Here is a 21333-nt window from a genome sequence, read left to right on the forward strand (position 1 = left end):
TTACAGTAAACCGTATTGCTTAAGCTTTTTGCGAAGCGTGCCACGGTTAAGCCCTAGTAGTTCTGAAGCTTTAGTTTGGTTATCTTTGGTATAGGCCATGACTGTTTCGAACAGAGGCGCTTCAACTTCAGAAAGCACCATTTGATAAACATCGGTAACTGGCTGGCCGTCAAGCTGCTTAAAATAGTTACTCAATGAGGCCTGAACGTTATCGCGTAGTGTTGGTTGCTGAACGCTGTTCTGAAGGCCTTCCGCTTTTAAGAAAGCGGCTGTTGTGTTTTCTTTAATATCCACAGTACTTATATACCCGTTGAAGTGAATCAGGCCGCAGCAAAGTCGGTAGTTGCATCGTCAAAATAATGCCCGAGTGCTGTGACTTGTTCGGATGCAGTTTCTAGTTGATTAAAATGAGCGCGGAACGATACGCTATTTGGCTGATCTTTCAAGTACCAGCCAACATGTTTGCGAGCAATTCGCGGGCCCATCACATCGCCATAAAAAACATGAAGTGCGTCTAAGTGATCAAGCAGCACTGCTTTGATCTCGGCTTTAGTAGGCCGGTCCAGATGCTCATGATGACGTAAGTAATGATCTATCTCTCTGAAAATCCATGGGTTACCCTGCGCGCCTCGACCTACCATGACGGCATCAGCGCCTGTATGTTGCAGTACTTGATAGGCCTTTTCAGGGGTGGTGATATCGCCATTAGCGAATAATGGTATGGATATAACATCCCGTATAGCCGCTATGGTGTCGTACTCAGCATCCCCTTTGTAGCCGCATGCACGCGTACGCCCATGGACCGCTAACGCTTGGATGCCGGCATCCTCAGCCATTCGCGCAATCGTTAAGGCGTTGCGGTTGTCTGTGGACCAGCCCGTACGAATTTTTAGAGTGACCGGTATGTCAACCGCGGATACGACAGCCGTCAATATAGACTGAACGAGTGCCTCATCTTTCAATAAAGCAGAACCTGCGGCTTTGTTGCAAACCTTTTTAGCCGGGCAGCCCATATTGATATCGATAATTTGAGCACCGCGCTCTGCGTTTAAGCGAGCCGCGTGCGCCAACATATCGGCATCACCACCCGCTATTTGAACCGATCTCGGTTCAGGCTCACCGGTATGATTCATTCGCAGTGTTGATTTGCGACTGTTCCATAAACGGCTGTCTGCAGTCACCATCTCTGAAACGACCAAGCCAGCACCAAGGCGACGGCACAGGTTTCTGAAAGGCTGATCGGTTACTCCTGCCATGGGGGCTAGGATAACCTGACTATCTATGCTGTAGGGGCCGATCCGGAACATAGCAACCTTCAAACGTCAGAAATGAATTACCCACTCCTCGTTAATAAAAAGGAGGACGTGGCATGGAATCAGGGAGGGCGTAATCATACCCGCAAGCGCGAATGGCTCCAAGCCGTTTTGATGATTTTTTAACCATTTTTGCTATCTGGAATTAGCTTTACCTGATAACTGACAGCTCGTCGGCCTGGGTTGAGAATGTCAAGCTGAATCTGAATAGGTTGATGTGTTGGAATGAGTTGCTCTGGAAATAATTGTGCGTTGATATACTCCGTGGCCGTAAAAAGGCGTTGTGCAATAAGTCGGCCTTTTACATCCATAAATTCTAGTTGCATGCTAGGAAACGGTTGCGCAAATGATGCATTGTTCTCTAAAAGCAGTGAGATACGCAGAGCTTCTTGGTGCTGTTCATGAGGCTGTAAAGTGAGCTGATAAGCGCGTATCAGATTTGGAGCCGCCCTAGGGGGCATAGGAACTTCTACTAACTCATAAAAAGGCGCGTACAAAGGGCGAAGTGTGGGGTTATTGAGCCAGTCAGTGCGTTTGAACCAAGCAACCTGAAATAGCAATAAAACAATCAACACTAATGAAAACCCAGCAGCTATGGAGTTGGGTAAGGATATTTTGTTGCTAGGAGCAGGGCTGGTTGAAACACTTATTTTTTCAACAGGAATATATAGCTTTGGCTTGGAGGCTGTATTCAGCGAAGGAGAGTGGCGGTTAAAGGCGTCATCCCTACTAGCGGTAAGCGGCTGGCTTTGAGAGGGGCTGCGAGCTGGTTTCGCTGACGATGCCGGTGCCATAGGCTTGGCTGTCGAGCTTTTGCGCTCTGGCGATATGGCAGGCTTCGCTTCAAAAACTTGTAAGCAAACACCGCAGCGTACTTTTCCAGCGGCAATCTTGAGCTGCCCAGCGTTAACACTAAAGCGCGTTTTGCATTCAGGGCAGCTTGTGATGAAAGAAGCTTCGCTCATCGTTTAACGCCAGTTACCCTGATCCATTCTTCTCGTTCTGCAACAGGGTCAAGATCAAACCAAGGGCTGTAGGCTTGGATTATTTCGTCCGCTTGATGGATAAGTAATCCAGATAACGCTAATAGGCCACCCGGTTTGACTCGTTCGGCTAGGGTAGGGGCCAACTCTACCAATGGACCCGCAAGAATATTAGCAACCAGGACATCGGTTGCTGCTTGTGGGGCAGATTCGGGTAAGTAGGCGTCTAAGCGGTCATCACTGAGTTTATTGCGGCCGAGATTGTCGCGTGTAGCTTGGATAGCCTGAATATCAATATCAACAGCGATGACATGGTCTGCCCCTAATAAAAGGGCGGCAATACCCAAAATACCAGAGCCACAGCCGTAATCTGTTACTTTTTTGCCTTCAAGCGTTTGAGCATCTAACCACTCTAAGCATAACGCGGTTGTGGGGTGAGTCCCGGTACCAAAGGCAAGACCCGGATCTAGCATAAGGTTAACGGCGTTTGGGTCTGGAGCTTCTCGCCAGCTTGGGCAGATCCACAGTCGTTGACCAAATTGCATTGGATGGTAATTTTTCATCCACTCGCGTTCCCAATCCTTGTCCTCTAAGATCTCTGCGCTAAAGGTTGGGAAATCGCTGTTCTTGAAAATCGTTGCGTGGGCTTCTCGAATAAAGGCTTCGGTGGCAGCCATATCATAATCAGTATCAAATAATCCTGAGATGGTGGTGCGCTGCCATAAAGGCGTCGTTCCTAAGTCGGGTTCGAAAATAGGCTGGTCTTCACTGTCTTGGTAGGTGACCGCTGCACAACCGGCTTCCAGCAATATATCTTCATAACGTTCTGCTGAATCAGGGTTGATTTCGAGCTTAATTTGTAACCAAGGCATGATGTTGGATCCTAGAAACTAAAGGGCAGATTATTACGTAAACTAATAGGGGCGTAAAATAAAAAAGCCCGCAAGGCGGGCTTTTTATGGCTTGTTAGTCTTAGAGTCCTAACTTTTTCTCTAGGTAGTGGATGTTAACCCCACCTTCCATAAAGTGCGCGTCGCGGACGATCTCTTGGTGTAGCTGAGTGTTCGTGCGGATACCTTCTACCAGCAGTTCTTCTAATGCATTACGCATGCGAATTAAAGCGGTTTCTCGGTCTTCTCCGTACGTGATCAGCTTAGCAATCAGGGAGTCGTAGTGAGGCGGCACTGTGTAGCCATCATAGATATGTGAGTCAACACGTACACCGTTACCACCCGGAGCATGGAAGTGAATGACTTTACCCGGGCTAGGCAAGAATGTTTTTGAGTCTTCGGCATTGATACGGCACTCAAACGCGTGGCCGCGAACGACAATGTCTTCTTGCTTATAGGAAAGCGGTAAGCCCGCGGCAATACGTAATTGCTCTTTTACAATATCAACCCCAGTAACCATCTCTGTTACAGGGTGCTCTACTTGAACTCGAGTGTTCATTTCGATGAAGTAGAAGCCGCCATTCTCGTATAAAAATTCGAAAGTACCAGCGCCGCGATAGCCAATTTTAATACAGGCATCGACACAAGACTGAAGAACTTTGGCACGAGCGTCTTCATCAATTAACGGAGCTGGCGCTTCTTCCACTACTTTTTGGTGACGGCGTTGCATAGAACAATCGCGATCATACAGGTGGATTGCGTTGCCCTGACCGTCCGCTAATACCTGAACCTCCACGTGGCGTGGGTTTTCTAGGTACTTCTCCATGTAAACAGTTTCATCGCCGAAGGCCGCAGCGGCTTCTGACTTAGTAACGTGTACAGAGTTAATTAGCGAGGCTTCAGAGTGAACGACGCGCATACCGCGACCACCACCGCCAGAAGCCGCTTTGATGATGATAGGGTAGCCAATACGTTTGGCAATGGCGCGTATTTCGTCTGGGTTATCTGACAATGGGCCGTCAGAGCCTGGTACGGTTGGTACACCTGCAGCTTTCATAGCTTCAATGGCAGAAACTTTGTCGCCCATGAGACGGATAACATCCGCGGTTGGGCCAATGAAAGTGAAGCCTGAACGCTCTACTTGTTCTGCGAAGCCTGCATTCTCGGCTAAAAAGCCGTAGCCAGGGTGGATAGCGGAGGCATCAGTCACTTCCGCTGCACTAATGATCGCAGGTATGTTGAGGTAACTTTTGGCTGAGGACGCAGGACCAATACACACCGCTTGATCCGCGAGACGCACATGCATCAATTCGCGGTCAGCTTGGGAGTGAATCGCTACTGTCTTAATGCCCAGCTCTTTACACGCGCGGAGGATTCGCAGGGCGATCTCACCACGGTTAGCAATAACTACTTTATCCAGCATCTGGTTAATTTCCTTTCGCTGTATTGGGCAATATTAAACGATCGTTACAAGTGGTTGGTCATATTCAATTGGCTGACCATCTTCTACTAAGATCGACTCAATGACGCCTGATTTGTCGGCTTCGATCTGGTTCATCATTTTCATCGCTTCAACGATACAAATAACATCACCGGCTTTAACTGTTTTTCCTACTTCGATAAATGCAGGAGAGCTCGGAGATGGTGAACGGTAGAATGTGCCAACCATTGGTGACTTAACAACATGGCCATTAAATTGAGCTTCTGCTGGAGCTTCAACAGCTGCAGGAGCCGCCGGTGCTGCTGGCGCCGCCGCAGGAGCCGGAGCTGCCATTGCAGGCATTTGCATCATTTGAGGAACAACACTAGAGGCGCGACTGATACGTACAGATTCTTCGCCCTCTTTAATTTCGATTTCGTTGATGTTCGATTCTTCAAGCAGTTCGATCAGTTTTTTAACTTTGCGAATGTCCATTCTTATCTCTTTCTCTTAATACTGGGCGTTAGCGGCTTGTATTCTAGTCGGTAATTGAGCTTGTAAATCCATTTGGCTGTAATTAGCAGTCAATTGCTAATGTTTAGTTCTAAAACGTCAAATTATTAGCCTGTGATAGAGGGTATTCAGGTTCTGTAAATCCCCTGAAAAGTACTCGATATCACCTGCAAGTTGCTGCAAAAAGCACAACGACGTAATCACTTTTGTGCGACAGCCATTTTTTGCGATAGTTTGCATTAAAGGCATTTACGTGTCCACCGAATGCTAAAAATTTTGCAGGATACATGCAGTTTTGCCGACGTTCGTTGCACTTTTTCTTTGGCCTTAGACTAAAGGATAGTCAATAAATGAAACTTTTCGCATTTTCTGGATATTTTCAACGACAGTAAAGTACAGTTTTTTACATACTTAGAACGATCCTCGCTCGTGATCCAAGGCGGTGATTGATTATCCGCTGTAAATGGGTGATCATCGAAGGCATAAAAGATTCAGTGTGCAGTGCAAAAATACAGGTGGCCATTGCACGTTTAAGGAGTTGTTTTGGATACAGTTAAAAAAATGTGGTTTCGGTTTTGGGATGGTACAACTGGCTTATTTGCAGGAAGCAAAATTGCTAAGGCTATTTCCTCGTTGGTCATTGTGTATTTGTTGGTTTGCGTTGGCTTGGGGATTTATTGGAGTATTGAACCTTCCGAGTTCAGTGTGCGCGATGCGTCGGTTACGGATGCGTCAGCTCAGCCTGTTGTTGGTGCGGGTACGATGGGGGCATTGGTTAAAATTACTGAAACTTTGTTAGAGAAGCCCGGTGGTTATTTAACAAACGACAAAACGCCGCCAGGTCTGTGGTTGGATAATATCGAGCACTGGGAGTTTGGTGTGCTTGTTCAGGCCCGTGACATGGCACGAGCCATGCGAAAAGATTTTAGTCGATCACAGTCGCAATCGACGGAAGATGTCGATCTTGCTAAAGCAGAGCCTTTATTAAACTTTAACAATAACAGCTGGCTGTTTCCGTCTACAGAATCTGAGTACCGAAAATCGCTTTCTTTGCAAAAATCTTACTTCAATCGATTGCTTGACCCTCAGCAAACCGATGCTCAGTTTTATGCTCGTGCTGATAACTTGAATGACTGGCTGGGCGATGTGAGCACACGTTTAGGTAGCTTGTCGCAACGTCTGAGCGCCAGCGTGGGGCAAAAACGTTTAGATACGGATGCTGGGTTTGAGTCTTCAACGGGTGATTCCACGCAAAAAGCGGACGATACCGAGATTAAAACCTCATGGTTAGAAATTGATGATGTTTTCTATGAAGCTAGAGGGACATCATGGGCGCTGATCCATCTCTTGAAAGGAATTGAGCAAGATTTTGGACCTACGCTTGATAAGAAAAATGCACGTGTAAGCTTGTTGCAAATTATTCGTGAACTAGAGGCCACGCAAGCCACAATTTGGAGTCCTATGATTTTGAACGGCACGGAGTTTGGTTTCTTGGCTAACCACTCATTGGTAATGGCTTCGTATATATCGCGGGCTAATGCGGCAATTATTGATCTTCGAGAACTACTTTCTCAAGGATGATACATAAGGGGATTTAGATGAAGCGTGTGGTTTTTAATCAAAAAGGCGGTGTAGGTAAGTCCAGTATTGCTTCAAATCTCGCAGCGATCAGCGCTCAGCGAGGCTTAAAAACCTTACTGATCGATTTAGATCCCCAGTGTAACTCAACTCAATATATCTATGGGGAAGGGAGTGACCAGCTAGATAAAGACATCAAAGCGTTTTTTGAGCAGACACTGACTTTTCAGTTGAAACCGCAAGGGCCTGAGGCTTTTATTCATGAAACGCCTTACAACAATTTGTTTTTGTTACCGGCAAACCCTGATGTCGCAGACTTACAAACCCGGCTAGAGACCAAGCATAAAATTTACAAGTTAAAAGAGGCTTTGGATCAGCTGACCGATTATGACGCTATTTATATTGATACGCCGCCAGCGTTTAACTTTTTTACCCTATCAGCGCTTGTGGCTGCGCAGCGCTGCTTGATTCCGTTTGATTGTGACGAGTTTGCTCGTCATGCACTTTACTCGTTGATGGACAATATTAACGAAACCAAAATGGATCATAATGAAGGTCTGAGCATTGAGGGAATCGTGGTGAATCAATACCAGCCTCGTGCTTCTTTACCTAAGAAAATAGTAGCAGAACTAGAGGCTGATTCATTACCGGTATTGAGCGCTAAAATATCGTCTTCAGTGAAAATGAAAGAATCGCATAACGTATCAAAGCCGCTTATTCATTTGGCTCCCAACCATAAGCTAACGTTAGAATTTATTGATTTATTTGACGAGCTTCATCGTGACTAAGCGCTTGCTCAATTGCGCGTGACTCACTATAAAAAAACGGAGCCTATCGCTCCGTTTTTAATGAACATATGATTTTTTACATCCCTTTAACGGCATAGATACCGTCTGCATTTCTCCAGTAGCCATGGTAGTCCATACCAAAGCCAAAGATGTAGCGATCGATAACTTCTAGGCCTACAAAATCAGCCTGCAAATCAGGGCGAGCTTTTCTATCATGTAGTTTGTTGACTAAGACAGCCGTTTTAACGCTAGCGGCTCCCTCTGCTTTGCAATGCTCTACAATTTCAACCAGTGTGTGGCCTTCGTCAAGAATGTCATCAATGATGAGCACTGGCCTATCTTTAAAGTCGATCATCGGAGCCACTTTCCACTCTAAACCATGGCCTGATGTGCTGTTACGGTAGCGAGTAGCGTGTAAATAACTGGCCTCTAACGGGAAGTCTAATTTGGTCAGTAACTGACCAGCGATCACAAGCCCCCCATTCATTACTGAAAAAACTACAGGGTTGGCATCACGCATGTCTTGAGTAATGGCTTGGGCCATAGTAGTAATTGCGGCTTCGATTTCGGCGGGTGTAAAAAGCAAATCGGCTTCTGCATACACTTGTTTGATATGCTCAATATCTGTCTGCGACATAGTTCTCTCGTACAGCTTGTACAGTCGTTTAGCTGTTTTTAATGGTTTTTAAAACCGAAACGATACGTCTGCCTCTGATAAAGGGCAAGTGCTTGTCGTGAAATCATGACATTTGAGTCAGGTTTCGTTACTCTTTCGTCTGAGATGAATGGCAAAACGGGCAGGTCGGAAGCCCTATCTATTAGGACATTATTTATGAGCGTAAAAGAGATCAAGCACCCGTTAGTTCGACATAAACTGAGCATTATGCGAGAAGCGTCAAAAAGTACCCGAAGCTTTCGACAGTTAGCGGCTGAAGTAGGGGCTTTGTTGACGTACGAGGCAACCAAAGATTTAGAGCTTGAGAGTTATGAAATTGAAGGTTGGTGCGGCACAATTGAAGGTGAGCGTATTAAGGGTAAAAAATTTACGGTAGTCCCTATCTTGCGTGCAGGTATTGGTATGTTAGATGGAGTGCTAGATTTGGTACCTAGTGCAAAAATTAGTGTTGTAGGCCTCTATCGAGATGAAGAAACGCTTGAGCCTGTCCCTTATTTTGAAAAATTAGCGCACGACATCGAAGAGCGTATGGCGTTAATTGTTGACCCCATGTTGGCTACGGGCGGTTCAATGATTGCTACCATCGAGATGCTTAAGGCCGCTGGTTGTACTGATATTCGTGCTTTAGTGTTGGTTGCTGCACCTGAAGGGCTTGATAAAGTAACGAGTGCTCATCCCGATGTGGATATCTATACGGCATCTGTCGATAGCCACTTAAATGAGCAGGGCTATATTATGCCTGGTTTAGGCGATGCGGGTGATAAGATTTTTGGTACGCGCTAATCAACTACGGGTTAGCTGCTGTCTTCCATTGGCTCTATTTTAAAGTAAGGTTTTTTCATGTTATCAACCGACTCGTTCTTGAAGTCGATGCTCTCTGGTGCCCAAATGCTTTTTGTAGCATTCGGAGCACTCGTTTTGGTCCCACTCTTAACCGGCCTAAACCCTAGTGTGGCTCTATTTACCGCGGGTGTGGGCACGCTACTGTTTCAGTGGGTCACACATCGTTCTGTTCCTATCTTTTTGGCCTCTTCTTTTGCCTTTATAGCTCCTATTTTATACAGCACACAAACTTGGGGTGTTTCAGACACCTTAGGTGGCTTAATGGCTGCTGGTGTTGTGTATATGTTGTTAGGCGTGTTTGTTAAGTTTAATGGAGTAGGTTTTCTCCATAGGTTAATGCCGCCTCTTGTGACAGGACCTGTCATTATGGTGATTGGTCTTGGTTTAGCCCCTGTTGCGGTTAATATGGCATTAGGTAAAACAGGTGATGGTTCGGCCGAGCTATTTCCGTATGTTGATGCGTTAATAGTATCGATGTCGGCTTTGCTGGCAACACTTTTAGCGGCTGTCTTTGCTCGTGGAGTGTTTCGGCTGATACCAATATTGTTCGGTGTCGCCGTGGGAATGATAGTGGCAGCTAGCATGGGGATGGTGTCTACAGCGCCTATTGGTGAGGCGTCATGGTTTGCTGTGCCTGATTTTGTATTCCCTACGTTTAATTGGCAAGCGATCTTGTTCATGATCCCTGTGGCTATCGCTCCGGCCATTGAGCATGTGGGTGATATTTTAGCGATCAGCAATATTACGAACAAAGACTTCATTAAAAAACCAGGCTTACATCGCACACTCTTTGGTGATGGGTTGGCAACGTTTGCAGCGGGTGCCTTTGGTGGGCCACCCAATACCACGTATTCGGAAGTGACAGGCGCTGTGATGTTAACGAAAGCGTTTAATCCAATTGTGATGACGTGGGCTGCCATTTTTGCAATTTTGTTGGCTTGGGTTTCTAAGTTTGGGGCTGTTTTACAAACGATTCCCACCCCTGTTATGGGGGGCATTATGATCTTGTTGTTTGGCTCTATTGCCACGGTTGGTCTTAATACCTTAATAAAAGCACGTGTGGATTTAGCCCAATCGCGAAATCTAGTGATTGTTGCTACTACATTGGTCTTTGGTATTGGCGGTATGACGGTCGGTAACGGCGAGTTTAGCCTTCAAGGGATCAGCTTGTGCGGAATAGTGGCCATCTTCTTAAATGCGGTATTACCGGAAGAAAAAAGTAATACGCCTAGCGATTTGCACGAAGAAAAAGCCGTGGTTGATGATTTAATTGATCATGCTCGTTAGACGTTGCACGGTCTGATTGATTCTTTACTCACTCAGCAGATACGGCCGGTTAAAGTCGTATTTGCTGAGCATGTTCTTGCACTATCAGTCTAGTAGCGGGGTTAGGGTTTGTTACTAGTCTATTTTTTAGAAGATTCGCCCGTTTCATCTTTTTTGTGCGTATGGCCTTGGATGAACTGGGTTAGTGGATTAATGAGGTCTTCTTCCTCTTCTTTATGTGATTGCACACCACCTGTTATGGCAATACGCATGGCCTGCTCTACGCTGATATCAAGATAGGTTAAACGCTCTTTTTCAATGTATACCGTGAAGCCCCCAATTTGGTAGCTCATTGGTAGGTATACTCCCACGCGGCCTTCATCTTTGAATAAATCTTTACCGGCTTCCTCGCCCGTTATAAAACCTATTAACTGCATTCCATTAACATCGACACTAACTACACTTTTCATGTCTTTTTTACCGCTCAGGTTGAAGACTGAAATAATGTCCTGTATTGCCCCATAGACTGATTTGACCAGTGGAATGCTTTCCATGATCTGGCTACCTAGGCGCATTAAGTACTGCATGCCGTAGGTATTAACCATTAAGCCGACAAAGAACAGCAGAAATAAGCCAGCAATAATACCCATACCCGGTGGAATGTCGGCACCATCAGGAAGGATAAATAATAATAGCTGTTGGGTACTATCTTCGAGGAAGGTGATGAACCAAATAATGCAGTAGGCAGTCAAAACAAGCGGTAAGACAGCTACTAATCCTTGTAGGACGAGTTTTAGTGTGCGTTTCATTAAATTTCCTCAATGTGAAGCTGACAGCATACCTTATCCCTTCATAGTTGAGGAAGTTCTTGGAATGAGTCGAATACAAAGTAGGGCGATTGAAAAAATTGCATCCTCCCTATGAAGTTTTAACACGAAAGTGGATTGGGTAATTGAAGTTATTTTCTCGAACTTCTTTTATATCAATGCCTTACGGACTTGGCATGCGGGTTGCAACATTGCTACTAAGTTTACTGGTTGTATCTATTGGCTCACTTTGAGCCTTAAAAAACGTTTTATTTTGTATCACTAGGAGAAACATCATGTCTACTGCAAAAAATGTTGAAGAAGTACAAGCTCATAACACAATTGATAAAGTTGCCACTAAAGCGCATGGGGCCGTTGATCGCGCCGCTTCAGCCGCGGGTGCCGGTGAAGAAAAATTACATGTAGTAGCAGAAGAACTGTCAGCGCAAGCACATCAAATTGCAGAAACAGCTAAAGCGCGTTCTTCTCAAGTGTCTAGCGCTGTGGGTGATTATGCACGTGAAAATCCATTAAAAACGGTTGGTATTGCTTTCCTAGCCGGAGCGGTGGTTGCTTCCTTGTTAGGTAAAAAGTAATCCACAGCACAGAGCAGTCCACTGTTCCTGTTTATTGAAGTTTCCGTCTGAGGATGCAGCATGTCACCACACGCAGAACCCTATATAGCTAAAACTCAAAGTCAGGACCAAAGTTTACCCCAGCAGGGCGAACCCTCTCAGTCTGGTAGTGATCGCACAAGCGAAGAAGAGCTACAGTCTACTTTTGAAGGGAGTTCGCTTTCAGATGTGGTTACAGCCTATAGATCTTGGGGAACAGAAGTTCTTAATCTTGCGCAGTTAGAAGCGAAGTTAGTGGTTCGTTCCGCGATGAGAATGCTAGCGTTAGCTTGTAGTATCTCCATTTTATTAGTGTCGGCGTGGATACTCGGCATAGCTTCCCTCTCAGTATGGATATGGCAGGCAGGGGTCTCCCTGCCTGCTGTTCTTTTGATAACCGCTGTCGTCTTGTTGTGCAGTGCTTTTGTTCTATGGAGATGGTTCCTTAAAACTTCGACGCACTTGTCATTTAACAATACGTTGAGCCAGTTGTCGTCCAAGCATACCCAAAGCTCAGCAATGGATAAGGATGCATAAGGTCAGGCTGTAGATACAGCTTAATATTAGAGAGGAATACAATGGACGAATCACTGTCTAGCCTTGAAAAAAGCGTAAAACATCATGCAAGTCATGCCATGATGAAGCGGCAAATCGCGTCTGGAATGAAAACCGACTGGGTGAGTAGCGTAGAGCGAAAAATGGTTAAGCCCCAAAACTTATTTATTACATTTGGTATTGGATTTTTAACGAAAGTTCCGGCATTTGAGTCTTCTCAAAATGCTGAGCAGCCTAAGCAATCGAGCGCTTTAATGGGGATTGTAAAAACACTGTTAATTACGAGTGTACGTAGCCAATTGCTCAAGTGGCTTAATCGTGAATAATCAGCCAAATGCTGGCTTGTTATTGCCACTATGCGCCACTATGCGGGCTCTATTTCCTTATTGCTTCCCTTTAATTCGGCATGCTAATGCTTTCCTTTCTTAATGTGAAACTGCTGAGAAATTAATTTCTTATAGTTTTACACTATCACTGTTCTTGTGAATTGTTATTTTGTTAAATCGTCATATTCCCCTATGATGTCTAATAAGTAAGCTGTTGCGCTAGTCCATAGGTCCTTACTGGCCTCTGATGCGAGCGAGCAGAAGAGCTTGGACAATTAACGTCTACAATATAGTACTAGTACCGAACATGTATTTTGCTCGGTGAATATTGAAATTACTTGAGCTGCTAGTTTCAGTATTTTCATTTTTGAAAGAAGGGGTTGTTGCGATGCAATCAAGAATATCTAAGTTGCCAATTTGGGTACAAAAAATGAATTGGAAAAAAGCCGCTAGTGCGAGCTTTGTGTTCTTTTTCGCTAAAGGCATGCTTTGGGTTGCCGCCGCCGCTTGGGTTGCTTTAACTGTCTAATTTCAGGTGGCTATTGCAAACACTATAGGCGAGTAAACTCTTAACAAGCGAGTTACTAACCGCTAAATAATCCAAAGGTTAATAGTTATTATGGGCACTTCATCTGATAAAGAGATCAGAATGGTTGCTGTGATCTTTCGAGCCAAAATACAATTTTTAGACGAAGATTATCAAATAATGGCCGCAAAAATGCGACAACTGGCGTTTGATCACTATGGCTGTTTAGATTTTTATGCCGTGACCGAAGGTGATCAAGAAGTGGCTGTTTCGTATTGGCCATCACATGAACACGTTAAAGCTTGGCATGCCGATAGTGAACATAAACAGGCACAACGGTTAGGGCGTAACCGTTGGTATAAAGAATATTCCGTAGAGGTAACAGAGGTTGTTAGGCAATACCGAGCCGAACCTAAGTTTTAGAGCTTACTGTTCTTATCCGGGAGAGTTTTTAACAACTGACCGATAGAAAAAGCGCTGCCGATTTTCCTCGCTCAACAAGTCTAAAAGCCGTGTCATAATAAAAATGACAGAGACCGCGAAAATGAGCCTTCCCCAAAAAATCGTATAAAAATCAGCACCTATCATCAGAATGAGTAGGGTGTCCTCAATAAGACTATGCAGTAAGTTCAGTAGCATTATTGACGTGAATACATCTCTGGCCGCTATTTTCCCGTTTTGTGCTTCATTAATAAGTAGTCCTCCTCCAAATGATAAGCCTAATGTAATGCCTATTAGTGTAAGACTGGTCGCTTGTTGGCTTATTCCGAGCACTTTTAAGAAGGGGCGTAGCGCAATAGCGATGAGTTTTTCGATACGCAGAATACGTAGAATTTTTAGAGTGAATAGAAGCACGGAAATGACTGCCAGAATGATAAATAAGCCGACGATCTGGTCTTTTGCCCATCCCACTAGACTGGTATCGGTAGATACTTCAAAGTGTAGCAAGCTATGGGCTGGTGTGGCGAAGTAATCCCCACTGCTGTAAAGCACATTTAACAAAATACCTAGCAATAACCCACCACCGACTCGCACTAGGAGTGTTATCCACAAGCTGATGCCTGCTTTGCGTGCAATGGCCGCTTCAACCGGTAAAGCGTGGGCTAGCAGCATCATGGTGCCTAGTATCGAAACTTGTGCAATTGTTAACGGGGTGTCTAACGGCGTGTTGGCTAATATGATTAAGCCCGCATAGATGTTGGTAAAAATGGTCGTGGCCCACACTAACCCCATGCTCTCAGGCAAACCAACCCATTGCATGAGAGGGGAGATGGCTAGACCAATATAATATACTAGCCCTAGCTCTTCTAAAATTTTTACACAAATAATAGCTGGGATCAGCACTTTGAATAACGTGGTCGATACCGTAAAAATTTCGCGGACAAGTTGGTAGAAAAACTGCTGAAAATTGGCCATTTGGTGCTCGTAGCTACGGTTAATAAAACGCTATTATAATGCTCATTCATTACCTTGAACGACTTTGCGATATTCATCGGGTGTTGTTTGTGTTTGCCGTTTAAACATTGCAATAAACGCTGATGCGCTCGCGTAACCTAAATCTAATGCAATATTTTCTACAGTCAGCCCCGCTTCTAACTTTCCCATCGCCTTGATGACACGTAAACGGTTGCGCCATTCACCAAGGGGCATGCCTAAATCGCGTTGTGCACGCCTAGATAGCGTACGCTCGGTAGTGTTGGCCAAGGTGGCTAATGTGTGCAGCGTGTCATTGGCGTCTGGATGGTTTTCTAAATAGGTTAATACGGTCGATAAAGCCGGATCATTTGTGCTTGGCAAGTAGCTACCCATTTGAGGCGCTTCTGATAACTGATCCACAATAACCGAGATGAAGCGCCTAACTTTCTCAGAATACGGTAGTGTAGGCGACGTTTCTAGTAAGTGTTCTAATAAGTTACGAAGTAAATTAGAGATAGATAAGGCACAGCACGTGGTTGGCATATCGTTTAATAGATCCCGACTGATATATAAGGAACAGTGATGAGCTTCATAGCGATTGAGTCCTTGATGTCGTACGCCTTCCGGTAGCCAAAAACCGTATTGGGGCGGGATAAGATATAGGTCTTTCCCCACTTTAACCTCCATAACACCGCTGTACGAATAGACAAATTCGCCCCACGCATGTTGGTGTTCTGGGTAAGCGGCATTGGCAGGGACAACCGCGCTTCTATATACGGCTGATTCTGGAAGATGATCTCCATAGAGGGGCGAAGTGAGCTGAGTTTTCGTCATTGTCGATATGAGTGTCTATTGTGCATTATGTTTTGTCCTATTCTAGCTATATGTCTTAAAAATGACAGCGCCATAATGCTAGCTCACTTAAGCGAGGTGGTTTATGGATAATCGTAAAGCGTTAGATGGTCAAGCGTATGGTTTGATGACACTGTTTTGTTTGTTGCTGGGGTTGCAGCAAATAGCATTAAAATTTGTTGCGGCTGACATATCCCCTATCTTACAGATCGCTATTCGCTCAGGTATCGCTGCCGTCTTGGTGGGTTTGGTTATTTATTATCGGCGTATTCCTTTGGTGTTTGCTCAAGGAAGCTGGAAGCCTGGGATTTTAGTAGGCGTGCTGTTTTCGCTGGAGTACGTGTTTCTTGGCGAAGCGTTGCGTTATACCTCGGCTGCTCATGCCGTTGTGTTCTTGTACACATCGCCCATTTTTACCGTGCTGGTTTTGCATTTTATGATGCCGTCCGAGCGCTTAGCGCCATTGCAGTGGGGTGGTGTTCTGCTTGCTTTTATTGGAATCGTAATTGCATTTCTAGAAACGGATACCCGCTTATATAATGATCCTAAGGCTGTATTGTGGGGTGATTTTTTGGCAATTCTTGCGGGTGCTTCTTGGGGACTAACCACGATAGTGATCCGTGTGTCATCGTTATCACGAATATCGTCGATGCAAACCTTGATGTATCAGTTAGTGATTGGTTGTTTAGTGTTGTCTGGCAGTGCTGTTGCGCTGGATCAATTGTATTTTAATCCGAGCGTAGCCGCTTTGTTGAGTATTGGCTTTCAGTCGATAATGGTTTCTTTCTTAGCGCTGATGATTTGGTTCTGGCTTATTAATCAGTACTTAGCGAGTCGCATTGGTGTGCTTTCGTTTATGACACCCGTCATTGGTGTCATTATGGGAGCATGGCTGTTAGGCGAGACTCTCACCACCAGCTTTATTGTAGGCAGTATTTGTGTCTTGCTTGGGGTGGTTTTGGTTAGTGCTTATGGGATGATTATGAGCGCTTATGACAAGCGAAAATCTAAGCTATCAATTCAATCTTAATGCTTGAAATAGCCATGCAAGCTTCCCACACTGAGGGTTGGTATGCATGGCTATTTATAAGATGATTAATCGTTAACGTACAATATCAGTACCCGCTTCGTCTTCTTTGACAATCAACGTTTCTTGAAGTGCAGCGTCGTACCATGTCTGCATTGTCTCTGAATTAAGTACATGATCAGCGTATGCTTGGCTTTCTGCTGAAAGGGGAATGCCGTAAGTTTTAAAGCGCGATACAACGGGTGCATACATAGCATCCGCGATGCTTAATGCACCAAACAACCAAGGTCCATCCGCTTTATGTTCCTGGCGTAGAGCTGCCCAAAGATCATCTATGCGAGCAATATCCTGTTGGGCTTGCTCAGAGAGTTCAACATAGCGAGTCGCACGGCAGTTCATTGGGATTTCATTGCGCAACGCTGTAAATCCTGCATGCATTTCGCAGCAGATAGCACGTGCAATAGCCCGTGATTTAGAATTGTGCGGCCAGGCATTTCCATTTAAATAGTGGTCGTTAACGTATTCGCAGATGGCTAGTGAATCCCAAACCTGTAGATCGCCGTCCTGCAAGGCGGGTACTTTTCCGGTAGGTGACAGGGCTGTAATTTTGTTCCTGAATTCGTCTGTGAATAAAGGCAGGACAGTCTCTTCAAAGTCGACGTTGAAGCTGGCGAGCATAAACCAAGCGCGCAATGACCATGATGAATAGTTTTTATTACCAATGATGAGTTCCATGTTACATATCCTTGTGTCGTCTAAAGCTCTTGAAATGTGCTTGCGTGATAAAAAATATAAAGCCATTGTGTATGCTTGTAAGTTAAACGACTAACGAATAGTTTTAATAGCATCTATTTGATTTTTGAATGGGTTGTGGTGGAGGCTAACGATTGGATATTGAGGCGCTAAGGGCGTATATCGCATTTGTTGATACGGGAAGCTTTACGAGAGCAGCGAAACAGACGTTTCGAACGCAGAGCGCCATTAGTATGCAAATGAAAAAACTAGAAGACGAATCAGGACAAAGCCTGTTTCGTAAAAATGGTCGTTACTTAGAGCTAACGGATTCTGGTCGCGTTTTAGTAAGTTACGCTCGTCGTATTATTGCCACGCATGATGAAGCATTAGGGATGCTAGTGGATAGCGGTCAGCAACCGGCTTTACGTATAGGTTGTCCTGATGATTATGCCGAGTCTGTGTTGCCTGAAATAGTGGCTTTGCTGACCGAATTGGTGCCTACATTATCAATCCGAATAGTGTGTGATTGTAGTACTCAATTACGTTTGATGTTAGATAATGGCGATCTTGACCTAGCTATTCTAACGCGGTCTCCCGAAAAAGAAGAAGGCTACTTGTTGAAGCATGATACCGGTGTTTGGGTGCATGGTGGCTTTGAAGCGTTGTTGAAGCGCCCAGTATTACCGCTAATTTTGTATGAAGCTGATTGTAAGTACCATAGCGCAAGTATTGATGGTTTAGAAAAACGGGGACGGGCTTTTCAGCTATTTTGTGCCACACCTAGTGCAACAGTTATTAAAAACCTACTGCGCAAAGGATTGGGGGTTAGTGCCATGGCTCGTTCAAGTTTATCTGTTGGCTTAGTAGAGCTGACGTCAGATCAAAGCGATGCTAATAACTTACCGCCATTGCCCGCTGTTGATATCGTTTTATCGGTAGCGCCTAAGTCTCATCCGCTGATGGGCGTCAGCCAAGCCGCTGAACTTTGTGAGCGTTTCCGCCAACGTGATAAAACAAAGCATCAGAATAGTTAGAGTCGTTGCCAATTTTTAGTAAAAGCAGGGCTTTGCGCCCTGCATAGCAGCGTTTCGGGTGATCAACAGCTCAGAGGAAAATTACTATCTTTTAGAGCTTATGCATAATTGCCCGCTTAAGTTGGCACCTGCAAATTCGTTGCCCGTAGCGGCGATACTGCCGGTGATATTTTGGAAGTAATTTGTGCCTGCTGTTGCGATTAGCTGTTCGTTTGCAAGAAAGTTGGTCAAATCTACTATCCCTGTATCTTTAAATATAATTTTTCCTAAACGATGACCATGAATCGTTTTAGCGTCCAATACTGTGATAGCAGTAAAGAGTTGTTTTTGGTCAAGAGTTGGGAAATTATTGACGGTTTGCCCTGAGTAAGTTTTGCCCTCCATGGGTAGCCCGCCTAATGTGCCTGTCACTGAGCCAGTAAAGCACGTATCAGGTACACCTACTTCTGATAAAAACTGGACATCGGGATACCAGTAGCGGCGACCAGATAGTTTCGTGACGTCACAGTGATTATCGACGGCAATCGTAAAGGTGCCTTCGAAGGTGTGACACATCGGTTTTTTCCCCGCATTAGCTAAAGCTGGCAGCGATGATAAGGTTAAACCTATCAATAGGGGTGAAATAAAGCGTTTCCGTAACATGTGTTCTCCTTATGGAGCAGACCGCAGTCCAAACAATAGACACGCTTAGTCTCTTCCTATTAGGCAGAGTTGTAATGCGAAACCCGCATTGTTATTTGCCTATATAAGATTGTCTAAGGTGCTAACCGAATGGCTACAACAGCGGGGTATTGCCCGAATTTAAGTTTAAAAAAGCCTGCAGAGGGATACGGCGAGGGAGGGGATAGAGCACACTGTATTACCTTCCATAGTGAGACGCTTAGGGCTCCATCCGTGTATTGCCCAGTCAACAGGTTACTCTACTGTAAGAGAGATTTTTAGTGGATAAAAGGATTTCGTTAGAAATCCTTAATATTTAACTTTTTTGTATGATTGGAGCGTCAAAATTATTGGGTTCGTCGCTGTAAATGGTGACATTCCACTTAATTATGGGTCCATGTTCTGCATCACAGTTCTCTGCAAAGAAGGCTTTTATCTCTTCGCGCTGACAATGAGCTTCAAAGCTTTCCATATCAGCCCAGATTTCATGAAATACGATGGGAAAGCTATCGCCATCAGCGAATGGACTACTGATGTGGCGCGTCACTGTATACAAAATACAGGCATCTTCACGGTGAGCGTTTGGCTCTAGTGCTTGTAGTTTGGCGAACACTTCATCTTCTAAGCCCGCTTTAGGTTGGAATTGAGCTGTGCAATATACTTTTTTAGACATATTTGATCCTTAAGTTGTCAGCGTCATTTAATGGGGTTATCAAGCGTTAATTATTGGGTACAAAAAAACCTCCCGAAGGAGGCTTTTTTAACAAGCGCCAGTAATTTACTTAGCGGCTTCGTAAGCTTTTACACCTTCAATAATAGCGGCACGAGCTGCATCAGCACCTTCCCAGCCATTTAGCTTAACCCACTTGCCTTCTTCTAGACCTTTGTAGTTTTCGAAGAAATGCTTGATGCGTGCTAATGTCATTTCAGGCAAGTCACTGATGTCATTTACGTCTTTATACATCTTAGTTAGCTTGTCGTGCGGTACCGCTAGCAATTTAGCATCTTCACCGGCTTCGTCTGTCATGTTAAGCACACCAATTGGGCGGCAACGAATCACAGAACCCGGTACAACAGGGTAAGGCGTTAGTACTAAAACGTCTACCGCATCGCCGTCGTCAGCTAATGTGTTGTTGATATAACCATAGTTCGCTGGGTAGAACATAGGTGCAGCCATGAAGCGGTCAACAAAAAGAGCGTCTTCGTCTTTTTCTATCTCGTATTTAACCGGCGAGCTTTCCGCTGGAATTTCGATGATTACGTAGATGTCGTTCGGGACGTCTTTACCCGCAGATACTTTTGCAAAGCTCATGCGTATTTTCCTATTTAAAATAAAAGGTCAGTTAAGAGGGAATTGATCCGATTATAAAAGCCGTATCCGATAGTTTGAATACGACTTACCGGTGATTAGTCGTCTTTGCTCACACCTTTTTTGTGGTACTCAAGAAGTATCTCTACTTCTTTAGAAGAGCCCAGTGCAACAGAGACACGTTCGTGGATGTCGTCTGGTTGGACATCCATTACGTTTTTGTAGCAGTTTGTGGCTAGACCGCCTGCTTGCTCTACCAGCATGCTCATTGGGTTACCTTCGTACATGATACGTAGTTTGCCAGGCTTCTTAGGCGTGCGTGCGTCCCATGGATACGCAAAGATACCACCGCGTGTCAGAACACGGTGAACTTCGGCGACCATTGATGCGATCCAACGCATGTTAAAGTTCTTTTCTCGAGGGCCATCAGCACCCAATAAAACATCGCCAATGTAGTCACGCATAGGTTGTTCCCAGTGACGGTGGTTTGACATGTTAATAGCAAACTCACGTGTTTCTTCTGGAATTTGGACATTTTCATGCGTTAGCAAGAAATCGCCTGTATGTGACAGGGTGAACATATTCACACCTTGGCCCGTGGTGAGTACTAACAAAGCTGATGGGCCGTATAAAACATATCCAGCCGCCAATTGTTTGCGGCCTGATTGAAGGTAAGGCTGCTCAGTACTGAAATCTTCGCCTTCAGGGGCTTCTAGGATAGAGAAGATGGTACCAACAGACACGTTCACATCAATATTGGACGAGCCGTCAAGCGGGTCAAAGAGAACTAAGAAACGGCCATCTTTGTTACCCGGAACTGGCCAGCTTTCTTCCTCTGAAGCAACACCTGCTACCAAGGTGTGGTTGAGTAGAACGGTTTTCAAAATCTCATTAGAAATAATATCTAACTTTTTCTGGCTCTCCCCCTGCACGTTGGTATTGTCCGTTGTGCCTAATACACCGGCCAACGCCCCTTGTCTCAACTTTAATGCGATTTCCTTGCATGCCACCGTTAAAGTGGTGATTAGATCCATTAATTCTTCATCAGTGTCTTGACGACGTAGAAACTGGCTAAGCAGTTGCATGAGGGTTTTTACCTTTGTTTGGGATTAGATATGAAAGGATTTTACGTGATTCATGGGCGAAAATCATGGGTTTAGGGTAAAAATGCGGGATAAAACCACGCGGTTTTGTGTCAATGAC

Annotated in this window: 26 protein-coding genes; 11 read left to right on the forward strand and 15 right to left on the reverse strand. The window is 44.9% G+C overall.

Going from position 1 to position 21333, the window contains the following annotated elements; all coding sequences use genetic code 11:
* From fis to accB, 6 genes are all read right to left on the reverse strand, one after another.
* The gene (gene fis, locus OW491_RS01915) at positions 1–288 is read right to left on the reverse strand and encodes a DNA-binding transcriptional regulator Fis (RefSeq protein WP_290034547.1); all 288 of its coding nucleotides are present in this window, start codon (positions 286–288) and stop codon (positions 1–3) included.
* A 32-nt stretch (positions 289–320) separates the two neighbouring features.
* Complete coding sequence (gene dusB, locus OW491_RS01920) at positions 321–1307, reverse strand: tRNA dihydrouridine synthase DusB (protein WP_075172994.1); 987 nt, start codon at positions 1305–1307, stop codon at positions 321–323.
* A gap of 128 nt (positions 1308–1435) precedes the next feature.
* Positions 1436–2278 carry a DUF3426 domain-containing protein gene (locus OW491_RS01925; RefSeq protein WP_290034481.1) on the reverse strand — a complete coding sequence of 281 codons (843 nt, stop codon included), beginning with the start codon at positions 2276–2278 and terminating at the stop codon, positions 1436–1438.
* Entirely contained in the window at positions 2275–3168 is an 894-nt protein-coding gene (gene prmA / locus OW491_RS01930; RefSeq protein WP_290034482.1) for a 50S ribosomal protein L11 methyltransferase, read from the reverse strand. Before prmA ends, OW491_RS01925 begins: the two co-directional genes overlap by 4 nt.
* Positions 3169–3268: 100 nt before the next feature.
* Positions 3269–4609, reverse strand: a complete 1341-nt coding sequence (gene accC / locus OW491_RS01935) for an acetyl-CoA carboxylase biotin carboxylase subunit (protein ID WP_075172991.1) — start codon at positions 4607–4609, stop codon at positions 3269–3271.
* 33 nt (positions 4610–4642) lie between these two features.
* On the reverse strand, positions 4643–5101 hold the full coding sequence (gene accB, locus OW491_RS01940) for an acetyl-CoA carboxylase biotin carboxyl carrier protein (RefSeq protein WP_075172990.1): 459 nt from the start codon (positions 5099–5101) through the stop codon (positions 4643–4645).
* A gap of 561 nt (positions 5102–5662) precedes the next feature.
* On the opposite strand from accB, the gene OW491_RS01945 reads away from it, so the two are divergent.
* Both OW491_RS01945 and OW491_RS01950 read left to right on the forward strand, forming a co-directional pair.
* On the forward strand, positions 5663–6700 hold the full coding sequence (locus OW491_RS01945; RefSeq protein ID WP_075178560.1) for a DUF2333 family protein: 1038 nt from the start codon (positions 5663–5665) through the stop codon (positions 6698–6700).
* A gap of 17 nt (positions 6701–6717) precedes the next feature.
* Positions 6718–7485 carry a ParA family protein gene (locus OW491_RS01950; protein ID WP_075172988.1) on the forward strand — a complete coding sequence of 256 codons (768 nt, stop codon included), beginning with the start codon at positions 6718–6720 and terminating at the stop codon, positions 7483–7485.
* Positions 7486–7561: 76 nt separating this feature from the next.
* Here the strand turns inward: OW491_RS01950 and OW491_RS01955 are convergent, their stop codons facing one another.
* Positions 7562–8122 (reverse strand): hypoxanthine-guanine phosphoribosyltransferase, encoded by a 561-nt coding sequence (locus OW491_RS01955; protein WP_075178559.1) that lies wholly within the window; start codon positions 8120–8122, stop codon positions 7562–7564.
* Positions 8123–8317: 195 nt separating this feature from the next.
* On the opposite strand from OW491_RS01955, the gene upp reads away from it, so the two are divergent.
* A complete protein-coding gene (gene upp / locus OW491_RS01960) occupies positions 8318–8944 on the forward strand; it encodes a uracil phosphoribosyltransferase (protein WP_075172986.1) in 627 nt (208 codons plus the stop codon).
* Positions 8945–9001: 57 nt separating this feature from the next.
* Positions 9002–10291 (forward strand): uracil-xanthine permease family protein, encoded by a 1290-nt coding sequence (locus tag OW491_RS01965; protein WP_075172985.1) that lies wholly within the window; start codon positions 9002–9004, stop codon positions 10289–10291.
* Between the two features lie 119 nt (positions 10292–10410).
* Here OW491_RS01965 and OW491_RS01970 read toward each other — a convergent pair whose 3' ends face one another.
* A complete protein-coding gene (locus tag OW491_RS01970) occupies positions 10411–11079 on the reverse strand; it encodes a DUF502 domain-containing protein (RefSeq protein WP_215152458.1) in 669 nt (222 codons plus the stop codon).
* Between the two features lie 293 nt (positions 11080–11372).
* Here OW491_RS01970 and OW491_RS01975 point away from each other — a divergent pair, with 293 nt between their 5' ends.
* The 5 genes from OW491_RS01975 (at position 11373) to OW491_RS01995 (ending at position 13520) form a co-directional block, all read left to right on the forward strand.
* The gene (locus tag OW491_RS01975; protein ID WP_075172983.1) at positions 11373–11672 is read left to right on the forward strand and encodes a hypothetical protein; all 300 of its coding nucleotides are present in this window, start codon (positions 11373–11375) and stop codon (positions 11670–11672) included.
* A 60-nt stretch (positions 11673–11732) separates the two neighbouring features.
* On the forward strand, positions 11733–12227 hold the full coding sequence (locus OW491_RS01980) for a hypothetical protein (protein ID WP_290034483.1): 495 nt from the start codon (positions 11733–11735) through the stop codon (positions 12225–12227).
* Positions 12228–12268: 41 nt separating this feature from the next.
* Entirely contained in the window at positions 12269–12571 is a 303-nt protein-coding gene (locus OW491_RS01985; RefSeq protein ID WP_290034484.1) for a hypothetical protein, read from the forward strand.
* A gap of 388 nt (positions 12572–12959) precedes the next feature.
* Entirely contained in the window at positions 12960–13100 is a 141-nt protein-coding gene (locus OW491_RS01990) for a hypothetical protein (RefSeq protein WP_290034485.1), read from the forward strand.
* A 90-nt stretch (positions 13101–13190) separates the two neighbouring features.
* Positions 13191–13520 (forward strand): antibiotic biosynthesis monooxygenase, encoded by a 330-nt coding sequence (locus OW491_RS01995; RefSeq protein ID WP_246283253.1) that lies wholly within the window; start codon positions 13191–13193, stop codon positions 13518–13520.
* 12 nt (positions 13521–13532) lie between these two features.
* Here OW491_RS01995 and OW491_RS02000 read toward each other — a convergent pair whose 3' ends face one another.
* Both OW491_RS02000 and OW491_RS02005 read right to left on the reverse strand, forming a co-directional pair.
* Complete coding sequence (locus OW491_RS02000) at positions 13533–14513, reverse strand: nucleoside recognition domain-containing protein (RefSeq protein ID WP_290034486.1); 981 nt, start codon at positions 14511–14513, stop codon at positions 13533–13535.
* A 42-nt stretch (positions 14514–14555) separates the two neighbouring features.
* Entirely contained in the window at positions 14556–15347 is a 792-nt protein-coding gene (locus tag OW491_RS02005) for a helix-turn-helix transcriptional regulator (protein WP_290034487.1), read from the reverse strand.
* Positions 15348–15450: 103 nt separating this feature from the next.
* Here OW491_RS02005 and OW491_RS02010 point away from each other — a divergent pair, with 103 nt between their 5' ends.
* Positions 15451–16395 carry a DMT family transporter gene (locus OW491_RS02010; RefSeq protein ID WP_290034488.1) on the forward strand — a complete coding sequence of 315 codons (945 nt, stop codon included), beginning with the start codon at positions 15451–15453 and terminating at the stop codon, positions 16393–16395.
* Positions 16396–16467: 72 nt separating this feature from the next.
* Here the strand turns inward: OW491_RS02010 and OW491_RS02015 are convergent, their stop codons facing one another.
* Positions 16468–17127, reverse strand: coding sequence for a glutathione S-transferase family protein (locus OW491_RS02015; protein ID WP_290034489.1), 660 nt, complete (start codon positions 17125–17127; stop codon positions 16468–16470).
* Between the two features lie 152 nt (positions 17128–17279).
* Here OW491_RS02015 and OW491_RS02020 point away from each other — a divergent pair, with 152 nt between their 5' ends.
* The gene (locus OW491_RS02020; protein WP_075172976.1) at positions 17280–18161 is read left to right on the forward strand and encodes a LysR substrate-binding domain-containing protein; all 882 of its coding nucleotides are present in this window, start codon (positions 17280–17282) and stop codon (positions 18159–18161) included.
* Between the two features lie 84 nt (positions 18162–18245).
* Here the strand turns inward: OW491_RS02020 and OW491_RS02025 are convergent, their stop codons facing one another.
* The 4 genes from OW491_RS02025 to OW491_RS02040 form a co-directional block, all read right to left on the reverse strand.
* Positions 18246–18803 (reverse strand): hypothetical protein, encoded by a 558-nt coding sequence (locus tag OW491_RS02025; RefSeq protein ID WP_075178554.1) that lies wholly within the window; start codon positions 18801–18803, stop codon positions 18246–18248.
* Positions 18804–19137: 334 nt separating this feature from the next.
* Positions 19138–19494, reverse strand: a complete 357-nt coding sequence (locus tag OW491_RS02030) for an antibiotic biosynthesis monooxygenase (protein WP_075172974.1) — start codon at positions 19492–19494, stop codon at positions 19138–19140.
* A 105-nt stretch (positions 19495–19599) separates the two neighbouring features.
* Positions 19600–20133: an inorganic diphosphatase gene (gene ppa, locus OW491_RS02035; protein ID WP_075172973.1), complete on the reverse strand. Its 534-nt coding sequence runs from the start codon at positions 20131–20133 to the stop codon at positions 19600–19602.
* Between the two features lie 95 nt (positions 20134–20228).
* Positions 20229–21215: a class 1 fructose-bisphosphatase gene (locus OW491_RS02040; RefSeq protein WP_075172972.1), complete on the reverse strand. Its 987-nt coding sequence runs from the start codon at positions 21213–21215 to the stop codon at positions 20229–20231.
* Between the last annotated feature and the right edge of the window lie 118 nt (positions 21216–21333).

This window comes from Neptunomonas sp. CHC150 (genome assembly GCF_030397555.1).
GTDB lineage: Bacteria > Pseudomonadota > Gammaproteobacteria > Pseudomonadales > Balneatricaceae > Neptunomonas > Neptunomonas phycophila.